Source organism: Pedobacter sp. PACM 27299 (assembly GCF_001412655.1).
In the GTDB taxonomy this organism is placed as follows: domain Bacteria; phylum Bacteroidota; class Bacteroidia; order Sphingobacteriales; family Sphingobacteriaceae; genus Pedobacter.
Genome location: NZ_CP012996.1, coordinates 4130869 through 4155841, shown reverse-complemented (window position 1 = coordinate 4155841; position 24973 = coordinate 4130869). Strand labels below are relative to the sequence as shown.

Here is a 24973-nt window from a genome sequence, read left to right as displayed (position 1 = left end):
TAATTAAAGTTTTTATTGCCTTTTGATGGATAAAAGCATTGATGTTTCAGATTTGAAATACAGATTGTAGCTACGTTGGTTATAAAACATCACGTAGCTATTTTTTTATTTAAGGAAGCATAGATTTTATCAATCAATCTCGATTTCAAATATAGCCAGTACAATATTCTCATAATGCTTAGGCAGTACCTCGGAGGCTTCCGGGACAATGTTGCCTAAATAATTGAAACCGCATCTCTCATAATAAGCGATGAGCTTAGGGTTGTCTCCCCAGGTATCTAACCTAATGTATTTCTTTTCCTTTTTAGCACCATAAGCTTTGGCCCATTCAATGATGATGTTCACAAAATGATAACCCCTGAATGCTGGATTCGTCACAATTCGGTGGATATAGATGGAAGGATCCGCATCTTTTTCTTTCCAGATGAGTGGATCGTTGAAGTCGATGGCAAAAATGCAGGCTGTTTGTCCCTCGATGATGATTTTCCATTGTCTGCCTTCCTGAATTTCTTTTTCAATTAAGCTGCGTTCAAATCCTTGCCAGTGTTTTTTGAATACAGTTTTTTGATAAGCGATTGCATCATCATAAAGTTCAAAAATGCGATCAATATCGTTTGAGTTGGAAGGAATAATGGTAACGTCTTTTAACATTTTACTTAAATTGAATTAACCCTAAAAGTCGTAAATTTATTCTAAGCGCAATGGGTACAGATTTAATTATTTTACCCACACAGATTACAGAATTACAATTGAAAGCCAGGTTAAATTGATAAATTGCATAGTATCAAATGGTTTAAGATCAACTGAAATTGGTTGGTATGAATTGGTATAGAACAAGAGCCATAGTGTATACCTGCTATAGTATTAAACTTATAAACTCCATAAAACAATAAACTATGAAACGTAATGCAACAGCCGTTTGGAATGGCACAATCAAAGAAGGTGCTGGACACCTGAGCACAGATAGCAAAGTATTGGATCAGACACAATATTCTTTTAACAGCAGATTTGCTGATGGGATTGGTACGAATCCGGAAGAGCTGATGGCTGCGGCACATGCAGGCTGTTTTACGATGAAATTGAGCCTGGACTTAACAGAAGCGGGTTTTACGCCTGAGAATTTAGAGACTAAGGCTACGATTTCGCTAGACAATGGCGTGATCTCCAGTTCTCATTTGGTTTTAAAAGCAAGTGTTCCTGGTATTACTGATGAACAGTTTCAGGAAATTGCAAAGGGAGCAAAAGCGAATTGCCCAGTGAGCAAAGCTTATAATCTGGAAATTACTTTGGATGCGAGCTTAGTCTCTTGATAAATCGGCTATCTGGCCTATAAAACCGAAAACTGCTAAACGTAATTCCTTTACTTTTAGCAGTTTTCTTATTTTCTCCCTGTTTTATTTTAAAACATCATCCTTATTTTGAAAATATCATCACTAAACTGACTGTAGATAAAGTATTTGATGAGAAAAATAAGGTAAAATTTCTATTTTAGGACTTTTAATGGGGGATTCTTAAAATCATAAATGATTTTTCATTTCAAGAGAAAGCCATCAAAATCAATAGAAAACCATCACAATTTAATAGAAAACAACAAATTCAATAGAAATGAATAAGCCGATACTTGTTTTGAAATTAGGTACTGCCTCCATTACTACTCCAAAAGGGGAGTTGGATGAGGGTGTAATTGCTGATGTAGCGGCACAGGTTGCCCAACTTGCGGAAGGACATAGATTAATTCTGGTTTCTTCAGGTGCCGTTGCTGCTGGAAAGCAATACATTAAAAATTATAAAGGGAAAATATCCGAAAGGAAAGCTGCTGCGGCTATCGGGAACCCCATATTGTTAAATACCTATTCAAAACATTTTTACCCCTATGGCATTCAGATGGCTCAGAGTCTTTGTGAGCGTCGTCATTTCTCTAACAGAACGCAATTTTTACAACTCAAAGAAACCTATGAGGAACTGTGGAAGAATGGCGTCATTCCTATTGCAAATGAAAATGATGTAGTGAGTGATCTGGAATTGAGATTTTCTGATAATGATGAGCTGGCCACCTTGCTGGGCGTAGGTTTTGGCGCTTCACTGATCTTGCTGGGGACTTCCGTTCCTGGCGTATTGGATAAAGATGGAAAAGTGGTGGAGAAAATAGATTCCATCAATAACGAGGTGTTCTCCCTTGCCGATAAAAAAACTTCTGATCTTGGATTAGGAGGGATGGTGTCCAAGCTGACCTTTGCCCACCTGGCCTCTACTATGGGGATTAAAGTGGTCATATTTGGAATTAGAACCCCGAATGGTATTCTGGATGCGGTAGCCGAAAAAACCGGAACCGTATGTGCAGCTAAAAATTGCTCTATACCGGCCAGAAATAAATGGCTGGCGAGTGGAAGTCTGGTGACCGGCAGGTTAATGGTAGATGAGGGTGCTGTGGAGGCCATTAGAGCACGTAAAAGTTTACTGGCTGTGGGGGTGGCTGCTGTGATTGCCCCATTTGCAAATGGAGAAATATTTGAGCTGGTGGATGCTCAAATGAACATTGTTGGGGTAGCAAGGGCTAAAGCCTCCTCTGAAAATATTATAAACAATTTAAAACAACATAACCTGGAGATTGCCAACGCCAGTGATATCGTTATCTTATAAACAAACATGGAAGCTATAGAAAATCAGTTAATAAATGCTAAGAAAGCCAGGCATTCCATCGCTTCTTTAAGCGATGAAGGAAAGCAGGCATTGCTCCATCGTTTGGCAGCGGTAATCCTCGGGAATTCTACTCAGATTATTGAAGAAAATTTAAAAGACCTGGAAAAAATGTCTGATGCTGATCCTAAAAAGGATCGGTTGCTATTGAACGCCGATCGCATTTCAGGCCTGGCCAATAGTTTAAATGATGTCGCATTGTTGCAGGATCCAACCAATCAATTGATTTCCAGCAAGCAAATGGAGAACGGTCTACTGATTCAAAAGAAAACAGTAGCCTTAGGCGTAGTGGGTGTCATTTATGAATCCAGACCTAATGTGACGATCGATGTTGCTTCTTTATGTATCCGATCTGGAAATGTTTGTTTGCTACGTGGCGGACAAGATGCTTTTCATACCAATCTCTTTTTAGTTTCCTTGATTCAGGGAGTTTTGCTGGAATCAGGATTGGATAAAAATATTGTGCAGCAATTGCCAGCGGATAGGAAATATATCCTGGAAATCCTTCAGGCAGAAAAATATATTGATGTCATCATTCCACGTGGTTCCAATGAGCTCATTTCTTTCGTGCGTAAGAACGCTCTTGTGCCGGTTATTGAGACTGGAGCAGGGGTGTGTCATACTTACGTTGCGGAATCCGCAAAGTTGAATACAGCGGCTGAAATTGTTCAGAATGCCAAGGTTTCTCGTCCTTCCGTATGTAATGCATTAGATACTGTGTTAGTCGATAAAACAATTGCTGCAGACTTTTTAGAACTGCTGGCGCCGTTACTGTCCGAACATCAGGTAGAAGTTTTTGCGGACGACCTTGCTTTTAGCCTTTTAAAGGAGTCGGATTACCCGCATTTGGTTCATGCAGCAAGCGAAGATTTTGGAAGAGAATTTCTTGATTATAAGTGTTCTGTTAAGGTCGTGGAAAATATACAGGAAGCATTAGATCATATCTCCGAATATTCTTCGAAGCATTCTGAGGCCATCATCACGGAAAATGCAGCAGAAGCGGAACAATTTTTAGAAGCCGTAGATGCTGCCGTAGTTTACTGGAATGCCTCTACGCGCTTCACAGACGGACAAATGTTTGGATTAGGTGCTGAGATTGGAATTTCTACGCAGAAGCTTCATGCAAGAGGACCTTTCGCATTGGAGAAATTGGTCACAGAAAAATGGATCGTAAAAGGGGCTGGGCAAATAAGGAATTAACTTTGAGTTCCCCAATTCCCTGTTTGGGAAAAAAGAAGGACATTTTTTTTTCGCTTTCCTGCAAAAAATTGATTCCTATAGGTGTTTTTACGGGTAATTTAGCCTGGCTTGACTTTTGAATATTGTTCAGGAAAATTACTAGCTTTTCCATGCAGAACAATTTAAGTCAACCTCAACCCTTACTTTTAAAAATGTTGGGGGAAATCGAGGATTATGCGATTTTATTTCTTGATCAGCATGGATGTGTCAGCAGTTGGAACAAAGGAGCGGAGATGATCAAAGGATATACCGCTGAGGAGATGTTGGGCATGGATTTCAGGTTGTTTTATACCGAAGAAGCCAGAGTCAATAAAATACCTGATCATTTGCTGGAAGAGGCGGTATTGAATGGTAAAGCACATCATCGTGGTTGGCGCATCAAGAAAAATGGGGAGCAATTCTGGGCACATGTGACCATTACCACTGTTTATGATGACGAGAATGAGGTGATTGGCTTTTCTAAGTTTACCAGAGACCTTACGGATAAGCTGAACTCTGAAAAGGCCCTGAAGGAATATGCGAGGGTGCTGGAATTCAGAAATAAAGAACTGGAACAGTTTGTATATATTGCATCCCATGACTTGCAGGAGCCGCTATTGACCGTTAAAAACTTTACGGGCTTATTGAAGAAGGAGTATGGAGAACAGTTCGATGAGAACGGCGCTTTGTACCTGGATTACATCGCTGAATCCGCTGAAAAAATGAAACACCTGATCAAAGGTGTTTTAGATTATGCGCGTTTGGGGACTCATGAGCCAAAGGAATTATTGGATTGCAATGATTTAATGGCCGCGCTTCAGCAGGAGTTTGCTGAAGAAACTGACTTGTTCCATCTGGAAGTTGATTATGACAATTTACCGCGTGTTCCTGCTTATGAAAAGGCGTTGAAGCAGCTTTTTAGACACTTATTCAGCAATGCTTTAAAATTCCGGAAAAAAGAAGGTATATTGAAAATTCAGGTGACTGCCTCCTATGCCGAGCAGCATTGGAACTTTGAGTTTAGCGACAATGGAATCGGAATTGAAGAGCGCTATAAGGAAAAGATATTTTTGATTTTTCAACGTTTAAATAGTAAGGAAGAATATGTTGGACATGGCATTGGACTTTCTCATTGTAAAAAGATTGTGGAGCTCCATGGCGGGGAGATCTTTGTAAAATCCACCCCTAATGAGGGTAGTACGTTTTGTTTTAGCCTTAAAAATGATCGATAGCGTATGAAAAAATTTAAGGATCTTAATTGTGTATTGCTTGTTGATGACGACATTCCCACCAATTATATCCATCGGAAAATAGTTCAGAATACAAATATAGAAGTGAATATTATGGCGATTACCTCGGCGAGGGAAGCTTTGGATTATTTGACTTTTTCAGGTAAATATGCGAATGATGCAGGTATGCTGAGGCCTGGTCTCATCTTTCTGGATATCAATATGCCAGGTATGAGCGGCTGGGACTTTATGGAAGAATATCGGAAAATTGATGTCGCGCATAAATCGAAAACAATCGTTGTTATGCTGACTACTTCTTTGAATCCTGACGACGAACTGATGGCTTCTGCGAATGAAGAAATTAGGAATTACTTACATAAACCTTTAAATGAAGATGCCTTTGTTAAAATTGCAGGTAAATATTTTGAGGAGATTAACAATTAATTCTCTAGATTGCCTGTAAATTATATTACGAATGAAACCTCCATCTATTAAGGATATTGCAAAAAAAGCAGAAGTATCCATCACCACAGTCTCCTTTATCTTAAATGGCAAAGCCGAAAAGATGCGCATCAGCAAGGAGGTGATCAAACGCGTAGAAGGGATTATTCTTGAGCTAGGCTTTAAACCGAATCAGATCGCAAGAAGTCTGCGGACAGGGAATACCAAAACTATCGGTTTGATTGTAGAAGATATTTCCAATCCGTTTTTCTCGGCTATAGCCAGACGTATTGAGGATAAAGCATATAAAAAAGGCTATAAAATCACCTATTCCAGTACAGAGAATGACCCGGCAAAAGCGAGGGACTTAATTGAGATGTTTAAATCAAGAAAGGTCGATGCTTACATCATCGCACCGGTTCCTGGGATTGAAGAAGACATCAAACAGTTATTGGAAGATAAAATTCCGGTGGTTATTTTCGATAGGAATCTATCGGATCTTGATGTGAACTACGTGGTCGTAGATAACTTCAAGGGTGGTTATTCTGCCGCCGAATTTCTAATCAAGAAAGGAAGAAAGAACATTGCTTTCGTAACTGTAGATGTGGATGTGGACCAGATCAATAACCGTTATTTAGGTTATGAGCAGGCATTGAAAGACCATGGGATCCCTGTAAATGAGCAGACTTTGGTTCGAATTCCTTTCGATAGCACGGAAGAAGATACCAATGAGCGCTTAAAAGCCTTGTTTGAAGAAAATCCGAAGATTGACGCGGTGTTTTTCTCTACCAACTACCTTGCAGTAAGAGGCTTATTCTTCCTGAAGAAAATTAAGAAGCCTATTGATGATGGTTTTATGATTGTTGCTTATGATGATCAGGATGTTTTCAAGATCCATACACCTCCCATCAGTGTGGTTGATCAACCCATAGAACAGATCGCTGAAAAGATTATTGATATTATTCTTCAGGAACTGTCTGCGGATAGATCATTACCCCAAACTGAAAGAAGTAAGGTAATATTACCTACTAAATTTATAGAAAGATGATTTAGAGGCTTAAGCCTCTAAATCTTTCATGACTGCTTTAATCTTGTCGCCAAGTAGGGCGTCAGTTTCTTTAAAGCTTGCTTTGTCTTTTAAAGTGGTATTTACGCTGCAATAGAATTTAATCTTAGGCTCAGTTCCCGATGGTCTTGCAGAAACAATACTGCCATCTTCGGTGATAAACTGCAGTACATCTGATTTAGGGAAGTCTAGTTTTGTTTTCTCAGCCGTGCTCAGGTTAGTTTCAAAGCCCAGTTCATAATCTTTTAATAAAACTACTTTAGCACCTCCAAGTGTTGCTGGTGGGTTGCTTCTGAATTTCTCCATCATCGCTTTGATTTCTTCTGCACCAGTTTTTCCTTTTTTAGTGATCGATACCAGTTCTTCTTTATACAAGCCGTATTCTACATACATGTCTAACATGGCATTGTATAAACTGCTGCCTTTATCTTTGTAGAAAGCCGTCATTTCTGCAATGAAAGCACAGGAAACCACTGCATCTTTATCTCTAACCAATTCGCCGATCAGGTAACCATAACTTTCTTCACCACCACCGATAAAGGTTTTCTTACCTTCAAGGCTGGTCATCAGTTGACCGATAAATTTAAATCCGGTTAAGGTATTGTAGAAGGTTACGTTTTTCTTTTTAGCGATCTCTTCGATGATATTGGTCGTCACAATGGTTTTAACAATGTATTGATCACCGGTAAGTTTTCCTTTTTCTTCCCAGGCACTCAATAGATAGTTGATCAAAAGACTTCCCGTCTGATTACCGTTTAGCAATACGAATTGTCCGTCGTTATTTTTCACCGCGATACCTACTCTGTCTGCATCTGGATCTGTGGCCAAAACCAGGTCTGCATCAATTTCTTCCGCTTTTTTAAGGGCTAATGTCAGTGCTTCTTTTTCTTCAGGATTAGGATAAACCACCGTTGGGAAATTACCATCCGGAGTGCTTTGTTCTTCAACCAATGTCAGATTGGTAAAACCGAATTGCGCTAATGCTTGAGGTACTAAAGTAATTCCTGTACCATGAATAGGAGAGAAGACGATTTTAAGGTCTTTCTGACGTGCAATCGCTTCCGGTGAAACTGATAATTCAGTGATTTTATCCAAATATAACTGATCAATTTCTTCTCCAATCAGTTCAAAATTACTGTCGATTCGGTCAAACTTCACCTCATCAATATTTTTGATTTTGGCTACTTCATCCATCACCATGGTATCATCTGGGGAGGTAAACTGTCCGCCGTCAGCTCCATAAGCTTTGTATCCGTTATATTCTTTTGGGTTATGGGATGCAGTAAGCATCACGCCACTTTTGCAGCCTAATTCTCTGATTGCGAAAGAAAGTTCTGGTGTTGGTCTCAGTGCTTTGAAGAAATACACATGAATACCATTGGCCGTGAACACATCTGCAGTGATTCCAGCGAAATAATCTGAGTTATTGCGACTATCATGTGCAATGGCTACTTTGATTTTTTCATTAGGATATTTGTTGTTCAGGTAGTTGCAAAGCCCTTGTGTGGCCGTTCCAATGGTGTATTTGTTGATTCTGTTAGAACCGGCACCCATGATGCCGCGAAGGCCTCCTGTTCCGAACTCCAAACTTCTATAAAAAGAGTCGGTCAGCTCAGTAAAAGCTTCTTTATCTAATAGCTGTTGGATTTCTTCTTTCGTTTTACTGTCGTAATTGCCGTTAAGCCATTGATTGATGGTACTTAGGGTTGCTGCTTCTAATTGCATATGATTGTGTATGTCTTTTTAACTCTTGCAGGAATAAACGTTTAATCTTTCAGCTTGTTTTGTGAGAATAGGATTAAAATGTGCAATTCCAAATTTTATTTCGTGTATTTAGCGTTTATTATCGCCGATTTTTTTAATTTCACGGCCACTATACAAGTATATAGCCAATTTATCAAAAAATAAAATTCTTACCTCAATTAAATGAAGATATTAAAGTTTGGAGGAACTTCCGTAGGAAGCCCTGAGCGCATGAAAAAGTTGCTGGATATCATTAATCCGGCCGAAGAGCAAATTGTGGTCCTATCAGCCGTGTCTGGTACAACCAATAGTTTAGTGGAAATTTCAGGCAAACTTTTAAAGGAGGATAAACAGGTGGCGTTAAGCTTAATTAACGCATTGAACCAGAAATATAATGAGTTCATTATTGAACTATTGCCTGAAGGAGAGTTTCGCGAACAGGGACAAGAAGTAGTGGAATACCATTTTGGTTTCCTGGCTTCTTTAGTGAATGATATTTTCACCCCAATTGAAGAGAAAGTAGTGCTGGCACAAGGAGAACTATTGTCGACTACTTTATACCATATTTACCTGAAATCGATCGGTGTACCATCGGTATTGCTTCCTGCATTAGATTTCATGAAAACTGACGAAGATAATGAGCCGGATGTTCCGTATAGCACGAAACATTTAACGCCTTTATTGGAGCAGCATAAAGGAAATAAATTGTTCATCACTCAAGGTTTTATCTGTAGAAACAGCTTTGGTGAGGTCGATAACCTGCGTCGTGGTGGAAGTGATTATACAGCTTCTTTAATCGGCGCTGCCATCCTTGCGGAAGAAGTTCAGATCTGGACGGATATCGATGGGATGCACAACAATGATCCTAGGATTGTTAAAGGGACCAAGCCAATCTCTCACCTTTCTTTTGATGAAGCTGCGGAGCTTGCTTATTTCGGGGCAAAGATTTTACACCCGCAATCGGTATTCCCTGCACAGAAATATAAAATTCCAGTAAGGTTATTGAATACGATGGAGCCTTCTGCTGCCGGTACTTTAATCTCTGCAGAAAGTGAAAAAGGAAAGATCAAATCAATCGCTGCTAAAGATGGCATCACTGCGATTAAAATTCATTCCAGCCGTATGCTATTGGCTTATGGTTTCTTAAGAAGAGTTTTTGAGATCTTTGAACGTTATAAGACTCCAATTGATATGATCACTACTTCAGAAGTAGCGGTTTCCTTAACAATTGATTTTACCGATAACCTGGATAAGATTGTAGAAGAACTTCATGCTTTCGGTTCCGTGGAAATTGATAAGAACCAAAGTATTGTTTGTGTAGTTGGTGATTTCAGTGCGCAAACGCACGGTTTTGCCTCAAGAGTTTTAGATTCTATCAAACATATTCCAATCAGAATGATTTCTTATGGAGGCAGCAATTATAACATCTCTTTATTGATCAATACTGATGACAAGACGGAAGCCTTAAAAAGCTTGCACAACCGTTTATTTGAATAAGGGAGGGCTTACCTCTTTCTTAGCCAGATCATAACGGCAACAAGAATAACAACGAGTAGGATAAAGAGTTTGACTCTTCTATCGTACTCGTTTCTACTCAATCTGTTGTTCTTGAAATCGACGTAATTGCCGAAATAAATAAAACTCAGCACAACAATAAAAAATATAATCAGATACTTGAACATTATGTTTTCCGAAAAAGATATAGCACGTTTCGCGAATTTAGAAACACCCTTTTATTATTACGACCTTAACCTGCTGCAAAATACATTGAATGATTGTGCAGCGGCGGCAAAGGTATATAATTTTCATGTGCACTATGCTATGAAAGCAAATTTCAATCCTGCTGTTTTACAAAAAATTAAGGCGGTAGGTTTTGGTGCCGACTGTGTAAGCGGTGGTGAAGTGAGCAAGGCGATTGAAGTAGGCTTTGATCAGAAGCAGGTCGTGTTTGCAGGTGTTGGAAAGTCAGACAGAGAAATCAATGAGGCTTTAGACCAGGATATTTTTTGCTTCAATGTAGAGTCTATCCAGGAATTGGAAGTAATTAATGAACTGGCTGGCAAGAAAGGGAAGGTAGCAAGAGTAGCCATCCGTATCAACCCAAATGTAGATGCACACACGCATCATAACATCACTACAGGATTAGATGAGAACAAATTTGGTGTAAATTCCTGGGATTTGCCTGCCTGTGTGGATACTTTGAAAGAGAGTGCTAACCTTGAGTTTATTGGTGTGCATTTCCATATCGGTTCTCAAATTACCAATCTTGACGTTTACAAAAACCTATGTGTGCGCGTAAATGAATTTGCTACCTGGTTTGAAGAACGTGGGTTTATTGTGAAGGTGTTAAATGTTGGTGGTGGTTTAGGTATTGATTACCACAATCCAGAACAGCAGATTCCTGATTTCGCAGCTTATTTTAAAGTATTCCAGGAGTTTTTAGAGGTACGGTCTAATCAAGAGGTTCATTTTGAATTGGGAAGAGCATTGGTTGGACAATCCGCTTCTTTGATCAGCAGAGTGCTTTATGTGAAAAATGGGAAGAAAAAGAACTTCATCATTTTAGATGCGGGAATGACGGAATTGATGAGACCTGCTTTATATCAGGCTTACCATAAAATTGAGAACATTTCTAAAATCGATGTGCCAACTGCAGTTAAATATGATGTAGTGGGGCCAATCTGTGAAAGTACAGACTGTTTTGGTAAAGAAGTAGAGCTTGCGGAAACTTTCCGTGGAGATTTGATTGCTTTACGTAGCACAGGTGCTTACGGAGAGGTAATGGCATCGCATTACAATTTAAGAGAGAACATCGTTTCTGTTTACGATACAGCAGGATAATCTACCTTTATATATTAAAAAAGCTTGTTGAAACGCTGGAGATTCCATGGTTTCAACAAGCTTTTTTTATGGGCTTTCCTGGGCTTACCCGGGATGCGCGCCCAAGTCTATTTTAATGCTTAGTCTTCTTCGAAAAAGTCGATCAGGCCTCCAAAGTAATATTCTGTTAATCCTGCAGTGAAGTCGTCATAGTCTTCATCAGGGATATTGGTCTGTACGAACTCAAGAGAAGTACCTTTTTTATCTTCATGGAATTTAATGGTCACAATAGAAGGTTCATTGTCTTCGCCGAAATACCATTGCTGAACGATTTTTTTGCCAGGTTCAAATTCCAGGTTTTTACCTACGATATCGCCATCCCAGAATGAAAATTCCGTGCCTGGTTCTTCTGTGAATTCCACTTCTGCGCCAGTCCAGAGTTGGATGCTTTGTGCTTTTGTCATCGCTAAATACACTTCTTCAGGAGGTGCAGGCAGCTGGTAATATTTTTTAAATGTCTTCATGTTCAATAATTTCTTTTGTTGTGGTGTTAGGTTGCTGCTGGTAATGATGCGTAGCGGCCGTCATCCATGCTAATTCGGGATAGGTAAATACAAATGTTTCTCTGACTCTGCTGGATTTATAAAGGTATAGTATCCATAAAATACAGTAGGTGATCCCTGATGAGATGGTCAGGATTTTGTTCTCCATTAACTGGATTTTTGTCTGAGTTAACAATAAATAAATGCCAATGTTTAGAATTAAAAAGCAAATATATCCAATTAAGAAGGAAATGTATAGCTGTGGGAAGCTTTTACGTCTCTTAAAGAATAGAAAAATTCCAAGGATGGATGCACATAATAAGACAACTGATAGCATTATAGTCAAGATAAATATCGCTTTCGTCCCATAGTTCAGTAAGTTAGGTTGTGTATCCAGGGCTTCCCAGATCTCTGGTGACCATATTGGCGTGATTACGATACTCGCTAAAATCTGGAACGGAACAAAGACAACATAAATGGCTAGGAGCATTAGCCATCCCTTTAATGCCGGTGCCGCTGCAATTTCATCCAGATTAAAAGCATATTTTTTCTCATATATCCTGACCATGGAGATGGCGGAAATGATTGCCGTAACGAGGAATAATATAGCCAGGTATGGATTGTATTCTGCTGCATCTGTCTTGGTTTTTTCTCTGCTGATAAAGTAGTTCAGCTGTTCTTCTACAGTTTTCTTGTCTTTGACATATTTTTTCAGCTCAGTACCTTCGATGTAATCTTTCTTATTCTTAAATAGGTAGGTTAGCGTCAGGAGTTTTCCTTCTTGCTTGCCATTGCTTTCAAAATGAAAGTAGTCATTGTCGAGTTTGAAAGGTTCGATGGTCATACTCCATTGTTCAGGCGTGGTGATACTAAGTGTTTGTTCGACATTTACAGGAGATTTCAGCGAAATCGGTGCCGTTCTGGATTTAGCCGGCAGGTCACGCATTTGATCGCCAATGATGTCGGCCAGGAATGGGATGTAGTGTGATCCTTTATCGTCCAGCATCCACATGTCGCTGATTTCATAGCTTTCTGTAAGTTCTATAGTATTCGTACTTTCATTGTCCTTTACGCTAAGAGGTGCCTTTATTTCTGTGTTGGGGTAAAGTTTACCATAATATTCTAAATAGGATTTCTCCAGGTCGTCAATCCCTGATCCTGCTATTTCTGAACGGATGTCATCGGCATAATTTCCAGTGTATTTAGTTTTGACGATGAGACTGGTCTTATTGTTTTCTGTAGTATCCGGTAAGTTGAAAATGAGGTTTGTGGCTAACTTTCCTGTGGCATTGCTATTGACTTGCTGCAGCGTATTGATGCCTCTTTTTAGAACCAGTACTTTTCCATAATCAGGGAAATACAGTTGATCAATAGGGCCTCTCTGATAAGAAATTGTAGGGTCAATCCATATCTTTTTTGCGCCCAGCTCTACCAGAAGCACTACGTGGTTGAAGGCAAAAGGGCTTGGTAAATATTCATCTGTTTTAATGGTCCTGTTGGTGTTGGCATAGGCCATATAGGCTTTGATGCCGATCGGATTTAGCAGGTGCAGCAGGAGCAAGGATTTGTCTTTACAATCACCATAACGCTGCTGCAGTACTTTTTCCGGTGAATTTGGCTTATGTGAATATTGTCCGACTTCAATTCCCATGTATCGGATTTCATCCTGAACAAATCTGGTGGCCAGTTCCAGGTATTTCTTTGGGTTCTGATTTGATTTTTGTTGGAGTTCTTTTACTTTTTTATCTAATAATGCAGTGCTGATGGCGGAATAGTCATTAATGGAGAGCCCCCAGTCGACTACATCTGACCAGTTTTTAAAGGTGCTTACCTGTGTTCTTTTTAATGGGTTATACCAGGATGGTTCAAATGGTGTGGTTCTATGCGTTTTTGACAATTTATTGTCCCACTCGTAAATCCTAATTCCATCTTTCTCGGTCATCTTTGGAGCAGTATTAAAGTTGAAATTCTTAAGGAAAAGCGGTATGTTTTGATCGATAATGAGGTTCGTGTAATGGTGTCCTATACTGCTGGATCCTTCGAAGTAAAACTGGTTTGCATAGTTTTTACCAATAATAGGATTGTCGCCTTTGATGGTGTATGCATATTCTATTCGATCACCTTTTCTGATGTCATCCAGCACTAAAAAAGCATCATAGGTTCCGTTATAGATAAACTTAGACAAGTCTTTTTCTGTTTGTAGTACTTTGAATTTATGAGAGGCTAAAAGATTTTTCGGCTGGTTATTTCTCCAGAGGATGACCCTATGAAAAATGAGCTTCTGGTAATCAGGTTCATAGGTGACAGCGACTTCTGAGCCGTTTTGTACCCCGGCATCGGAAACTATCTCCCGAATAATGTGGGTATATTCTTCTTGTAAACCGACCTGGTTTTGGTTCTCATAAAGAGAAATAAAGTAGCCATCAGAGATGTCCTTATCTGCTGGGGTAGCTCCTTTATTGTTTGTAGTGACGGTCCAGGAAGGAGATTGGGTCTGTATAGAAAAGTTCTTTCCCTGGCTATAAGTTTGTGTTATAGAAATAATGCTTAAAAACGCGATAATCAACGTTTTTAAGCATTTGTTGGAGCGTGAAGAGGGCATTTAATATAGATTTTATAAGGTTTATTTGAAGGCGTTTAATCCGGTAACATCCATTCCTGTAATCAGGAGGTGAATGTCGTGGGTTCCTTCGTAGGTAACCACAGATTCCAGATTCATCATGTGTCTCATGATCGAATATTCGCCGGTAATTCCCATCCCTCCAAGCATCTGACGTGCATTTCGGGCAATATCCAATGCAATTTCTACACTGTTTCTTTTGGCCATGGAGATCTGTTCTGCTGTAGCACGGTTTTCACTTTTAAGCACACCTAAACGCCATACTAAAAGTTGTGCTTTGGTGATCTCTGTTACCATTTCTGCTAGTTTCTTTTGTTGTAATTGGAATCCTCCGATAGGTTTTCCAAACTGTACACGTTCTTTGGAGTAGCGCAAAGCAGTATCATAACAATCCATCGCTGCGCCTAATGCTCCCCAAGCGATGCCATAACGTGCCTGGTTTAAGCAGCCTAGTGGTCCTTTTAATCCAGTGATGTCAGGGAAAATATTTTCTTTAGGCACTTTAACATTGTCGAATACCAGCTCGCCAGTTGCGGAAGCCCTTAAGCTCCACTTGTTATGCGTTTCTGGTGTGGTAAAACCTTCCATTCCTCGTTCTACAACTAAACCTCTGATTTTGCCAGACTCGTCTTTTGCCCAGACTACTGCGATGTCTGCAAATGGCGCATTGGAAATCCACATTTTTGCCCCGTTTAGCAGATAATGATCTCCTTTATCTTTTATATTGGTCACCATTCCACCAGGATTAGAGCCATGATCTGGTTCTGTGAGTCCAAAGCAGCCCATTAACTCGCCTGTGGCTAATTTCGGTAAATATTTTTTACGTTGTTCTTCGGTGCCATAAGCAAAGATCGGATACATGACCAATGAGCCTTGTACGGAGGCGGTAGACCTGATTCCAGAGTCTCCACGCTCAATTTCCTGCATTAATATGCCGTATGCGATGTAATCTAAACCTGCACCACCATATTCCACAGGAATAGTCGGGCCAAAAGCGCCAATCTCTCCTAATCCTTTGATCAGATGTTTCGGGAATTCTGCTCTTTGTGCGTAATCTTCGATGATTGGGCTGACTTCTCTTTTTACCCAGTCTCTTGCGGAAGAACGGATCAATTTATGTTCTTCACTTAGTAATTCATCTAACTGATAGTAGTCAGGAGCTTCGTAGAGGTCTTTTTTTGCAGATTTACTCATAGGTCAGGAGATATTTGGTCTTTGTTGTCCGCTTGATTTTTTAATCAGGCTGATTTCAAAGTTAATGATTTCGAGGAATGATTTAATAATTTAAAGGAATGGCTGGTAATAACGGTTCAAAGATTTAATTTTGTCAAATGAGCAATGCTAAAAGCTATATTCAAACGGTTGCGTTAAGAGATGTAAAATGTTATGCTTTTCACGGGTATTATCCTGAGGAGCAGTTAACTGGAATTTATTTCATGGTAGATGTTGTAGTTACTTTTATTCATACAGGTGATACAGAGAATTTGAATCATACGGTGAATTATGAAGTGCTGAACACTATTTTGCTGGAAGAGATGGCAAATACACAGAAAATGCTGGAAACGGTGGTACGAAGAATTTTAGATCGCGTGATCGATAACTATCCATTTGTACGCACAGGGAAAGTAGGGATTCGAAAAATGAATCCTCCTATGCCTGGTGAAATCGGCCATTCTTTTGTGGAATTGAGTTATGAAGCGCCTCAATAACCGCATTTATATTTATCTATTATTTTCTTAAAAAGCCTAAACCTATATCACCATGGAATTTACTAAAATTACTGTCGACTTGCTGGACCTGATCAAAGCTGCTGTTGGTGCAGACAGTGTTTTTACTGATGAAGAAACTTTGAGTATCTATTGTCATGATGAGACCGAAGACTTGAAATACTATCCGGAAGTGGTGGTGAAACCAAAAGATACCGAATCTGTATCTGCCTTGCTGAAAATTTGCCATCAATACCTGGTTCCTGTTACCCCTAGAGGTGGCGGAACGGGCTTAAGTGGTGCTGCCTTACCTATTTTTGGCGGCGTATTGTTGTCTATGGAGCGCTTTAAAAAGATCATTGATATTGATACCGAGAATCTTCAGGCCATTGTAGAACCAGGCGTGATTACACAGGAATTTATGGATGCAGTGGCGGAGAAAGGCTTGCTTTATCCGATTGATCCCTCGAGTAAAGGTTCATGTTTTATAGGTGGCAATGTAGCCCATGGTTCAGGCGGACCAAGGGTAGTTAAATATGGCACGATCAGAGAATATATATTAAACCTGGAAGTGGTTTTGCCTAACGGTGAAATCATCTGGACAGGTGCAAATACGCTTAAATATGCTTCTGGCTATAACCTGACACAGTTGATGATTGGTTCTGAGGGAACTTTGGCTGTGGTCACTAAGATCGTCACCAAATTGATTCCCAGATCAGAAAATAATGTGCTGATGCTGGCTTCATTTGCAGAAAATGAACAGGCATGTGCTGCAGTATCTGCTATTTTCCGTGCGGAAGTGATTCCTTCTGCCCTGGAATTCATGGAGCGAAGAGGAGTGGAGTGGGTGATTGAATTCGATCAGATCAAGTTTGACCTAAAAGATGGCATCAATGCTTTTCTGCTGATAGAATTTGATGGGAATGATATGGACAGTATTTTCAAAGATTGCGAGAAGGTAAATGCGGTATTGGAGCAGTTTGGTTGTACAGATGTGCTTTTTGCAGATACCGCTCAGCAAAAAGAAGAATTATGGCGTATGAGGAGGATTATGCCAGAATCGGTGAAATCTAATTCTATCTATAAAGAAGAAGATACGGTGGTTCCTCGGGCAGCTTTGCCGAAATTGATCAATGGCATCAAGGAGATCGGTTCCAGGTATGGTTTCGAAAGTGTGTGCTACGGCCACGCTGGTGATGGAAATCTACATGTGAATATTATTAAAGCCGGAATGAGCGATGAAGATTGGCATACTAAACTTAAAGAGGGTATCGTAGAGATTTTTGAATTGACGAGCGCTTTGGGGGGTACGATTTCGGGCGAACATGGGATCGGTTTGGTACAAAAAGACTTCATGTTGATTAAATATTCAGAAGTACACTTGAATTTAATGAGGGGGATTAAACAGGTGTTTGATCCTGCAGGAATTCTAAATCCAGGAAAGATATTTTAACGATTTACTGTTGGTTAAGGACCTATCGGCGACTGTATGAAATCAGGCTTTGTGAAACCTGCTAATTTCATTGAGTAGCGAATGATATAATAATAGCGTCTTGCTTTTAATCTTTCAAAGAAATTTAAAAGCAAGACGCTATTTTTTTACAATGCTTAATTTCCTAAAGCTGTTCAAATGAGATCATTTTTGTTCTTTCATTATCAGGAATAGCGGAGGAGGTTTTAGTGCTATAATCAAATGCGACGCATACTGTTTTTCCCTTACTGCAGATGACTTCTTCTCCATGCACCAATTTGACCAGTAAATATTCCAGGTCGAAACTGCTTTTTCCTATTCTTGACGTTCTTACATACATGCTGATTTTATCCTCTGGGTAGATTGGGCTGTGGTAGTCCAACTCTGCTTTGGCGATGACTACTCCGGTTTTCCTCCAATCCCATTTTACGGCCGTATTCCAATACTTTACTCTGGCCATTTCCAAATAGGTAAAGTACACAGCATTATTCACGTGGCCCATCATATCGAAATCTGCAAAACGAGTTTCTATCTGCGTTTTATACTTAAAACTGTCGAAATGGTTGACTACGTCTGTCTTTTTGTCTGTGTTTTTTGTTTTCTTGCGCCAAAATGTCTTAAATATCATAGATAATTGGATTGGTATAAGTGTTGATTATATCGAAGTATAAAATTAAAACTTAAAATAAAAGGAGAATAAGCGATGACACTAGTAAATTTTAATAACAGAACCAGAAACACTGCACCTTATTTTAACAATGTATTTGATTCTTTGTTCAGTGAGGCGTTAAATAAAAACTTAACGATCAATAAGATTCCAGGAGTAAACATTTTGGAAACCGCTGAAGAATACAAAATTGAATTGGCTGCACCTGGTTTAACTAAAGAAGATTTTCAAATCAACCTAAAGAAAGATACTTTGTCGGTATGGGCAGAGAAAAAGGTTGCGGAGACAGACGAGAAAAAAGATTATACACGCAAAGAGTTTGATTACTTCTCTTTTGCAAGATCATTTGTGTTGCCTGAAAGTATTGATGCAGAGAAAATTACTGCGGAATATACCAATGGAATTTTAAACATCACAATTGGTAAAAAAGACGAATCAAAATCTGCTGCGAAAGAGATTAAAGTTTCTTAATTAAGAAGCAGAAGAGTTTTCATAATAAGTTTGGTTTAAGGTTGGGGACGCACCGGGGGGTGCGTCCCTTTTTTTTGCCTAAAAATCAGGCCGAAAAAAAAGCGTGTGCCTTTTGGACACACGCTGTATAATCTGTTTGGGATCCGGTTTTAAACGTAACCCAGGATTTTTAACACTTGTTTACTGTTTTGTTCTTCTCCGAACACTTCAAAGTTGAAAGTCTCATCTCTGTTTCTACGGATAATTACATGCTTCGGACTTGGCAATAAGCAATGGTGAATGCCACCATAACCGCTCAGTACTTCCTGATAAGCTCCGGTATTGAAGAAGCCCAGGTATTGTACTTTACGTGTTTTAGGCATAAATACACTGTTCATGTGTGCTTCCTGATTGTAATAATCCTGGCCATCACAAGTGATACCTCCTAAGTTGACACGCTCATATTCAGCATCCCAGTTATTGATCGGCAATAAAATGTATTTCTGGTTTAAGGCCCAAACGTCTGGAAGGTTGGTGATGAATGAACCATCCAGCATCAGCCATTTCTCTCTGTCGTTCTGTTGTTTACGTCCTAATACTTTGTATAAGATACCAGATGCTTCTGCAACGGTGTATTTTCCAAATTCAGTAATGATATCTGGTTCTACTACATCGTGCTCAGCACAGATTTCTTTAATCCTTTTTACGATCTCATTTACCATGTATTCGTAATCGAAATCAAATACTAAAGAGTCTTTAAATGGCATACCACCACCGATATCTAAAGTATCCAGTTCAGGATTGATCTTTTTGAACTTGCAATATAAAGTCACATATTTTTCAAGTTCGTTCCAGTAATATGGAGAATCTGTAATACCTGAATTGATAAAGAAGTGTAATAGTTTTACTCTGAAGTTTGGATTTGCAGAGATCTTATTGTTGTAAAACTCAATCACATCTTCCATACGTACACCCAGTCTTGAAGTATAAAACTGTGAGTCTGGTTGTTCTTCAGCAGCGATACGGATACCCAGGTTACAAGGTGTATCTAATTCTACCTCATCATCAAAAAGGTTAAATTCCTCTTTATTGTCCAATACTGGAATGATGTTTTTATATCCGTCGTGCAACATATCGATGATATATTGTTTGTACTGATAAGTTTTAAATCCATTACAGATCACTGTAATGTCTTTGGTTAGGGCACCTTTTTTCTCCAATGCCTCAATCATAGGCATATCAAATGCTGATGAGGTTTCCAGGTGAATGCCATTCTTTAAGGCTTCTTCAACAATGTGCCTGAAGTGCGAACTTTTAGTACAGTAACAATACTTATAGTCCCCACGGTAATTGTTCTTGATGATAGCCGTTTGAAATAATAATTTGGCTTGTTGGATTTTCTTAGTTATCATTGGGAGATAAGTGAAACGTAATGGCGTACCATAGGTTTCAATCATTTCCATCAGATTGAGATCTTGAAAATACAATTCGTCGTCTATAACGCTGTAACCTTCCTGAGGGAAACCAACACTTAGATCAAGAAATTCGGAGTAACTCTGCATTTTTTATATTTTTGAACAATTATTTAAAGGGGTAGCTAATTAAATGAGTTAATTTTCGGCTCAAAGATAATCACTTTATAAAATACACTTGTATTTTTTTTTATGACTAAGACTTTAAAAATTATTGAGGTAAAATCCGAGATCGGCGCCGGTACACGGGGAGCTAGTTTAGGAGTGGATGCAATTAAGATTGCAGCGTTGGATTTTGGGAGTAGATTCTTCAAAAAACATAAATCTATAGAAGTGCCAAATGAGAACCATTTGTTGCTTGAAGGCACCGGCAGCCCGTATGCGAAGCGGATTTCCGGGATATTGACGATGGTAGAGCGGGTGAGTGATCAGGTGCGGACTACCTTAGAAGAGAAAGAGTTTCCGGTAGTTTTATCGGGAGATCATAGTACTGCAGCGGGTACGATTGCGGGGATAAAAGCGGCTTTTCCAAAGTCGAAATTAGGGGTAATTTGGATCGATGCGCATGCAGATATCCATTCTCCATACACTACACCCTCCGGAAATATGCACGGAATGCCCTTAGCGATGTCACTTGACGAAGATAATTTAGAGTCGAAAGTGAACAAGCTGGATCAGGAAACGATCAACTACTGGTTTCAGCTAAAAAACGTCGGAAATATAGCACCTAAGATTAATTATCGCGATCTTGTGCTGATTTCTGCGCGGGATATGGAGAAGCCGGAAGAATACTTGCTGAAGAAAAATAAAGTCAAGATCTTTACGACGGCTGACGTCCGGAAAAGAGGGGTAGAACGGACAGTGATTGATACCTTGGTGTATCTTGATCATTGTGATCTCATTTATGTTTCATTTGACGTGGATTCTATGGATCCTACGGCATCCAGAGGGACGGGGACACCGGTTGCTCAAGGGTTGACAGAAAGAGAAGCGGGCAAGCTGATGTCTGGCCTGATCACCAATCAGAAAGTATGCTGCTTCGAGATTGTAGAAGTGAATCCAACTCTCGACAGGGAGAATCAAATGGCAGAACATGCCTTTGAAATTTTAATTAAAGCGACGAACGCTTTTAGAAACGAGTAAATTATGAATATCGAACAACATATCACCACAGCAACGATTGCTGCGGTAAAGCAATTATACGGTCAGGACCTTCCTGAAAACCAAGTAAGTTTACAAGATACCAGAGCTGAATTTGAGGGACAGATCACTATTGTGGTTTTTCCTATCGTGCGTTTCTCAAAAAAATCTCCGGAAGTAACGGCAGCGGAACTTGGAGCATACCTGGTAGCAAACATAGAAGAAGTTACTGCATTTAACGTAATTAAGGGATTTCTTAACTTATCAGTAGCCGACAGCTATTGGTTAAGCCTTTTCAATCAGGAGCTTTTGAGCCCTGAATTTGGTGCAATTGCGCCGAATGGCAAAAAGGTGATGGTGGAATATTCATCGCCTAATACCAACAAACCTTTACATTTAGGACACGTTAGAAACAACCTGTTAGGTTATTCTGTGGCAGAATTGCTAAAAGCAAGCGGTCATGAAGTGATCAAAGTGAACCTGGTAAACGACCGTGGTATCCATATCTGTAAGTCCATGCTGGCCTGGCAGAAATGGGGAAATGGCGAAACTCCGGACAGTTCAGGCTTAAAAGGGGATCACCTGGTGGGAAAATACTATGTAATCTTTGATAAAGAGTATAAAAAAGAAATTGAGGCTTTAAAAGAAGCTGGTCAGACAGAAGAGGAAGCGAAGAAGAATGCCCCATTGATTTTAGAAGCACAAAAAATGCTTCAGGATTGGGAAGCAGGAGATGAGGCTGTAATTAGCTTATGGAAAACGATGAACAGCTGGGTTTATGCTGGTTTTGAAGTGAGTTATAAAAACCTTGGTGTTGATTTCGACAAGTACTATTATGAGAGTAATACCTATTTGTTAGGAAAAGGAACGGTAGAAGAAGGTTTGGAAAAAGGCGTGTTCTTTAAAAAACCAGATGGTTCTGTATGGATCGACTTAACTGCTGATGGCTTAGACCAGAAATTGGTTTTACGTGCAGACGGTACTTCGGTATACATCACTCAGGATTTGGGTACTGCTCAAATGAAACATGACGATTTCGGAATGGATGAGTCGATTTATGTAGTAGGAAATGAGCAGGATTACCACTTCAAGGTATTGTTCCTGATTTTAGAAAAACTAGGTAAAACCTGGGCTAAAGGGTTACACCACTTGTCGTACGGTATGGTGGATCTGCCAAGCGGCAAGATGAAATCGAGAGAAGGTACAGTGGTAGATGCAGATGATCTTGTTGCAGAGATGATCGAGACTGCGAAACAGAAAACTGAAGCGCTAGGAAAAGTAAACGATTTTAGTGAAGAAGAAAAAAGCGCTTTATATAACAATATTGGTTTGGGGGCTTTAAAGTATTTTCTGCTGAAAGTAGAGCCTAAGAAACGATTGTTATTTGATCCTTCGGAGTCTATCGATTTCCAGGGAAATACAGGTCCTTTTATTCAATACACTCATGCGCGTATCAAATCTCTGTTAAACAAAGCAGGTTATGATGCAGGAAAAGGGGCTGCTGAAGTAGCGATTACAGCTACAGAACGCGAAATGATCATGTTATTGGCTAAATATCCTGCAGAGATTGTTGCTGCAGCGAAAGTGTTTAGTCCGGCAAGTTTGGCAAATTACCTGTATGAGGTGGCTAAGATGTTCAATAAATTCTACCATGAGGTTCCACCGATTGTGAAAGAAGAAGATGAAGCGTTGAAGCATCACCGTTTAAGCATTAGTGCGGTTACCGCGAACATTCTTAAAGCTGGTATGAAAATCTTAGGAATCACAGTTCCAGAAAGAATGTAAATCTCATTTTAACTTGATAAAAAAGGTCCTGAGCGTGATGTTCAGGACCTTTTTCTTTTATTCAGTAGGGTGTTTAAAACTTTATTATTTTTCATCTTGCAGCTGCTGCAGGATATTGGACATTTCGTAGGCCTTGTTGATCCGCGGCTGTATTATCCAAACGCCTATGAGCGGATAAATAATGGTGCAATCCAATAAGTCGTAGTCGCTGCGGGTTATAGGGCGTTGTAATTCCACTCCTTTTAGCGTTTTGATCATAAAGTAGGTGGATTGGATCAGACAGATGGCGGGATACACCAGAATTAACCCTATCAAGACGGCTAGGGCAAAGAAACCAGAGCCTCCATTTCCTTCGGTCTCCCGATACAAGGCAATTGCTAAGAGGATGAAGGGCGGGAAGAATGCGAAGCCGACCTTCCTTTTGAAACTTTTAATGCTCGTCGTTACGGTGGCTGGCAATAGTGGATACAGATTTATGGTAGTAAAATATATCCATCCACAAAATAAAGTGAGCAGATAAATTAAAGAGCATAGCTCAATCCAATAGCCACTGGAGCCAGGTGTTCTGAAGGGACGGAAAAGATAGGGCAATACGTAAGGTGCTACGAATAAAGCAAAGAGTTGCCAATGTTTTAAGTCGAGTATCCAGCGAGCGTTTTTGTTCTGTTCCATTTTTTCTTTCGGAATGATAGATTCAAAGTTTAGAATGAGGTGTTGGTGCAGGAGTTATTTTTGAGTTCCTGTCGAAGTGGGTACGCTTTTCTTTTTCCTGAAAGAGGCAAAGGTCATTGGGCTTTTTGAAGGTCTTTCATCACCAAATAATACGCCCCATTGCTTAAACATCACTGTTCTGTCGAAGATAACTTTTAATACGGCAATGATCGGCATGGATAGGAACATTCCTGATACACCGGCTATACTTCCACCTATGACAACTCCTAAAATGGCAAATAGCGCGTTTATTTTTACTTTCGATCCTACAATTCTAGGCATCAGGATGTTGTTGTCCAGGAACTGAACTCCGGCAATAACAGCAAGCACAGTAATGACCGGCCATAATTCTGTAGAGGAAGTCAGGGTCAGTAAAACACCGATAATGTTCCCAATTAATGCCCCTACATAAGGGATCAAGTTTAAGATCGCGAAAATAACACCGATTAGCAAGGCGTGTTTAATGCCGAAAAGTAACAGAAGTCCTCCTAGTAAAATGGTCATATAGGTCACTTGAATCAGAAGGCCCACCAGGTAGTTTTTGATGATAGATTCGGTTTCATAAATGGCTTCTTTCACCTTTGGGTGATGATCTGTCTTGAACCACATGAATACAAAGCGCAATAAAATGTCTTTGTAAAATAGCATCAGGTAAATGTAGATCGGCAATAGACCGACAAATACAAACAGTGAACTTAAGGTTACTGCTGCTCCACTGGCTGCTTTACCGCCCATTGCCAGAAGGTCATCACTTTTTTTGGTAATGAACTTCATTTGCTCGGTTGTAGAGATATGGCTGATGCTGCCGAACCATTCGCTGAGCGTTTTTAAATGTGCGTTTACATTGGATTTAATTTGTGGGAAGTCGTATGCCAGAACACCTACCTGCGCGGAGAAGAACCATACGATAGCCCCAACAAAGATGACCACTAAAAGGATCGGCAAAATGATGGCTACTATTTCCGGGACTTTGTATTTTCTTAAAAATCGAAATACGGGTAGGAGCATGATGCTGATGAAGAAGGCCATGATGACCGGCATGATGATGTCTTTTCCAATGACAAGTATGGTTCCTACAAGAACGATTCCGAGGAGTTCAATGGATCTTTTAACGGTAAGGGGCATGTCTTTCATAAGCGTCTGGCTAAATTAATAGGTCACATCAATGCAAAAAGCTCAGATTTGAGCTTGTTTT

22 protein-coding genes are annotated in these 24973 nt (G+C 39.7%); 13 read left to right on the top strand and 9 right to left on the bottom strand.

Features of this window, described 5'->3' with window-relative positions; genetic code table 11:
- Positions 1–129: 129 nt before the first annotated feature.
- The gene (locus AQ505_RS17545) at positions 130–651 is read right to left on the bottom strand and encodes a GNAT family N-acetyltransferase (RefSeq protein WP_062549370.1); all 522 of its coding nucleotides are present in this window, start codon (positions 649–651) and stop codon (positions 130–132) included.
- A 245-nt stretch (positions 652–896) separates the two neighbouring features.
- Between AQ505_RS17545 and AQ505_RS17540 the strand changes: the two genes are divergently transcribed.
- The 6 genes from AQ505_RS17540 to AQ505_RS17510 all read left to right on the top strand — a co-directional run bounded on the left by AQ505_RS17540 (position 897) and on the right by AQ505_RS17510 (position 6633).
- Positions 897–1310 carry an OsmC family protein gene (locus AQ505_RS17540; RefSeq protein ID WP_062549369.1) on the top strand — a complete coding sequence of 138 codons (414 nt, stop codon included), beginning with the start codon at positions 897–899 and terminating at the stop codon, positions 1308–1310.
- 295 nt (positions 1311–1605) lie between these two features.
- Positions 1606–2640 (top strand): glutamate 5-kinase, encoded by a 1035-nt coding sequence (proB, locus tag AQ505_RS17535; protein ID WP_062549368.1) that lies wholly within the window; start codon positions 1606–1608, stop codon positions 2638–2640.
- A 6-nt stretch (positions 2641–2646) separates the two neighbouring features.
- A complete protein-coding gene (locus tag AQ505_RS17530) occupies positions 2647–3897 on the top strand; it encodes a glutamate-5-semialdehyde dehydrogenase (protein ID WP_062549367.1) in 1251 nt (416 codons plus the stop codon).
- Positions 3898–4046: 149 nt separating this feature from the next.
- Positions 4047–5147, top strand: a complete 1101-nt coding sequence (locus tag AQ505_RS17520) for a sensor histidine kinase (RefSeq protein ID WP_231634921.1) — start codon at positions 4047–4049, stop codon at positions 5145–5147.
- A gap of 3 nt (positions 5148–5150) precedes the next feature.
- A complete protein-coding gene (locus AQ505_RS17515; protein ID WP_062549365.1) occupies positions 5151–5588 on the top strand; it encodes a response regulator in 438 nt (145 codons plus the stop codon).
- A 31-nt stretch (positions 5589–5619) separates the two neighbouring features.
- Positions 5620–6633: a LacI family DNA-binding transcriptional regulator gene (locus AQ505_RS17510; protein WP_062549364.1), complete on the top strand. Its 1014-nt coding sequence runs from the start codon at positions 5620–5622 to the stop codon at positions 6631–6633.
- 9 nt (positions 6634–6642) lie between these two features.
- On the opposite strand, the gene AQ505_RS17505 is transcribed toward AQ505_RS17510, so the two are convergent.
- Positions 6643–8376: a phospho-sugar mutase gene (locus AQ505_RS17505; protein ID WP_062549363.1), complete on the bottom strand. Its 1734-nt coding sequence runs from the start codon at positions 8374–8376 to the stop codon at positions 6643–6645.
- Positions 8377–8577: 201 nt separating this feature from the next.
- Between AQ505_RS17505 and AQ505_RS17500 the strand changes: the two genes are divergently transcribed.
- Both AQ505_RS17500 and lysA read left to right on the top strand, forming a co-directional pair.
- The gene (locus AQ505_RS17500; protein ID WP_062549362.1) at positions 8578–9891 is read left to right on the top strand and encodes an aspartate kinase; all 1314 of its coding nucleotides are present in this window, start codon (positions 8578–8580) and stop codon (positions 9889–9891) included.
- 186 nt (positions 9892–10077) lie between these two features.
- Positions 10078–11235 (top strand): diaminopimelate decarboxylase, encoded by a 1158-nt coding sequence (gene lysA, locus AQ505_RS17495; RefSeq protein WP_062549361.1) that lies wholly within the window; start codon positions 10078–10080, stop codon positions 11233–11235.
- 119 nt (positions 11236–11354) lie between these two features.
- Here the strand turns inward: lysA and AQ505_RS17490 are convergent, their stop codons facing one another.
- The 3 genes from AQ505_RS17490 to AQ505_RS17480 are packed head-to-tail and all read right to left on the bottom strand — an operon-like array spanning position 11355 to position 15570.
- A complete protein-coding gene (locus AQ505_RS17490) occupies positions 11355–11738 on the bottom strand; it encodes an SRPBCC domain-containing protein (protein WP_062549360.1) in 384 nt (127 codons plus the stop codon).
- Positions 11725–14358, bottom strand: a complete 2634-nt coding sequence (locus AQ505_RS17485) for a DUF3857 domain-containing protein (protein WP_062549359.1) — start codon at positions 14356–14358, stop codon at positions 11725–11727. Before AQ505_RS17485 ends, AQ505_RS17490 begins: the two co-directional genes overlap by 14 nt.
- Positions 14359–14379: 21 nt before the next feature.
- Positions 14380–15570, bottom strand: a complete 1191-nt coding sequence (locus tag AQ505_RS17480) for an acyl-CoA dehydrogenase family protein (protein WP_062549358.1) — start codon at positions 15568–15570, stop codon at positions 14380–14382.
- Between the two features lie 137 nt (positions 15571–15707).
- Here AQ505_RS17480 and AQ505_RS17475 point away from each other — a divergent pair, with 137 nt between their 5' ends.
- Together AQ505_RS17475 and AQ505_RS17470 are read left to right on the top strand one after the other, a co-directional pair.
- Complete coding sequence (locus tag AQ505_RS17475) at positions 15708–16085, top strand: dihydroneopterin aldolase (RefSeq protein ID WP_062549357.1); 378 nt, start codon at positions 15708–15710, stop codon at positions 16083–16085.
- Positions 16086–16137: 52 nt separating this feature from the next.
- Positions 16138–17535 carry an FAD-binding oxidoreductase gene (locus AQ505_RS17470; RefSeq protein ID WP_062549356.1) on the top strand — a complete coding sequence of 466 codons (1398 nt, stop codon included), beginning with the start codon at positions 16138–16140 and terminating at the stop codon, positions 17533–17535.
- Positions 17536–17698: 163 nt separating this feature from the next.
- Here AQ505_RS17470 and AQ505_RS17465 read toward each other — a convergent pair whose 3' ends face one another.
- Positions 17699–18181 carry an acyl-CoA thioesterase gene (locus AQ505_RS17465; RefSeq protein WP_062549355.1) on the bottom strand — a complete coding sequence of 161 codons (483 nt, stop codon included), beginning with the start codon at positions 18179–18181 and terminating at the stop codon, positions 17699–17701.
- A gap of 75 nt (positions 18182–18256) precedes the next feature.
- On the opposite strand from AQ505_RS17465, the gene AQ505_RS17460 reads away from it, so the two are divergent.
- A complete protein-coding gene (locus AQ505_RS17460; RefSeq protein WP_062549354.1) occupies positions 18257–18691 on the top strand; it encodes an Hsp20/alpha crystallin family protein in 435 nt (144 codons plus the stop codon).
- A 149-nt stretch (positions 18692–18840) separates the two neighbouring features.
- Here the strand turns inward: AQ505_RS17460 and AQ505_RS17455 are convergent, their stop codons facing one another.
- Positions 18841–20232, bottom strand: coding sequence for an arginine decarboxylase (locus AQ505_RS17455; RefSeq protein ID WP_062549353.1), 1392 nt, complete (start codon positions 20230–20232; stop codon positions 18841–18843).
- Between the two features lie 102 nt (positions 20233–20334).
- On the opposite strand from AQ505_RS17455, the gene AQ505_RS17450 reads away from it, so the two are divergent.
- Both AQ505_RS17450 and argS read left to right on the top strand, forming a co-directional pair.
- Complete coding sequence (locus tag AQ505_RS17450; RefSeq protein WP_062549352.1) at positions 20335–21285, top strand: arginase; 951 nt, start codon at positions 20335–20337, stop codon at positions 21283–21285.
- 3 nt (positions 21286–21288) lie between these two features.
- The gene (argS, locus tag AQ505_RS17445; protein ID WP_062549351.1) at positions 21289–23067 is read left to right on the top strand and encodes an arginine--tRNA ligase; all 1779 of its coding nucleotides are present in this window, start codon (positions 21289–21291) and stop codon (positions 23065–23067) included.
- An 84-nt stretch (positions 23068–23151) separates the two neighbouring features.
- Here the strand turns inward: argS and AQ505_RS17440 are convergent, their stop codons facing one another.
- The gene (locus AQ505_RS17440; RefSeq protein WP_062549350.1) at positions 23152–23739 is read right to left on the bottom strand and encodes a hypothetical protein; all 588 of its coding nucleotides are present in this window, start codon (positions 23737–23739) and stop codon (positions 23152–23154) included.
- Positions 23740–23793: 54 nt separating this feature from the next.
- A complete protein-coding gene (locus tag AQ505_RS17435; protein WP_062549349.1) occupies positions 23794–24912 on the bottom strand; it encodes an AI-2E family transporter in 1119 nt (372 codons plus the stop codon).
- Between the last annotated feature and the right edge of the window lie 61 nt (positions 24913–24973).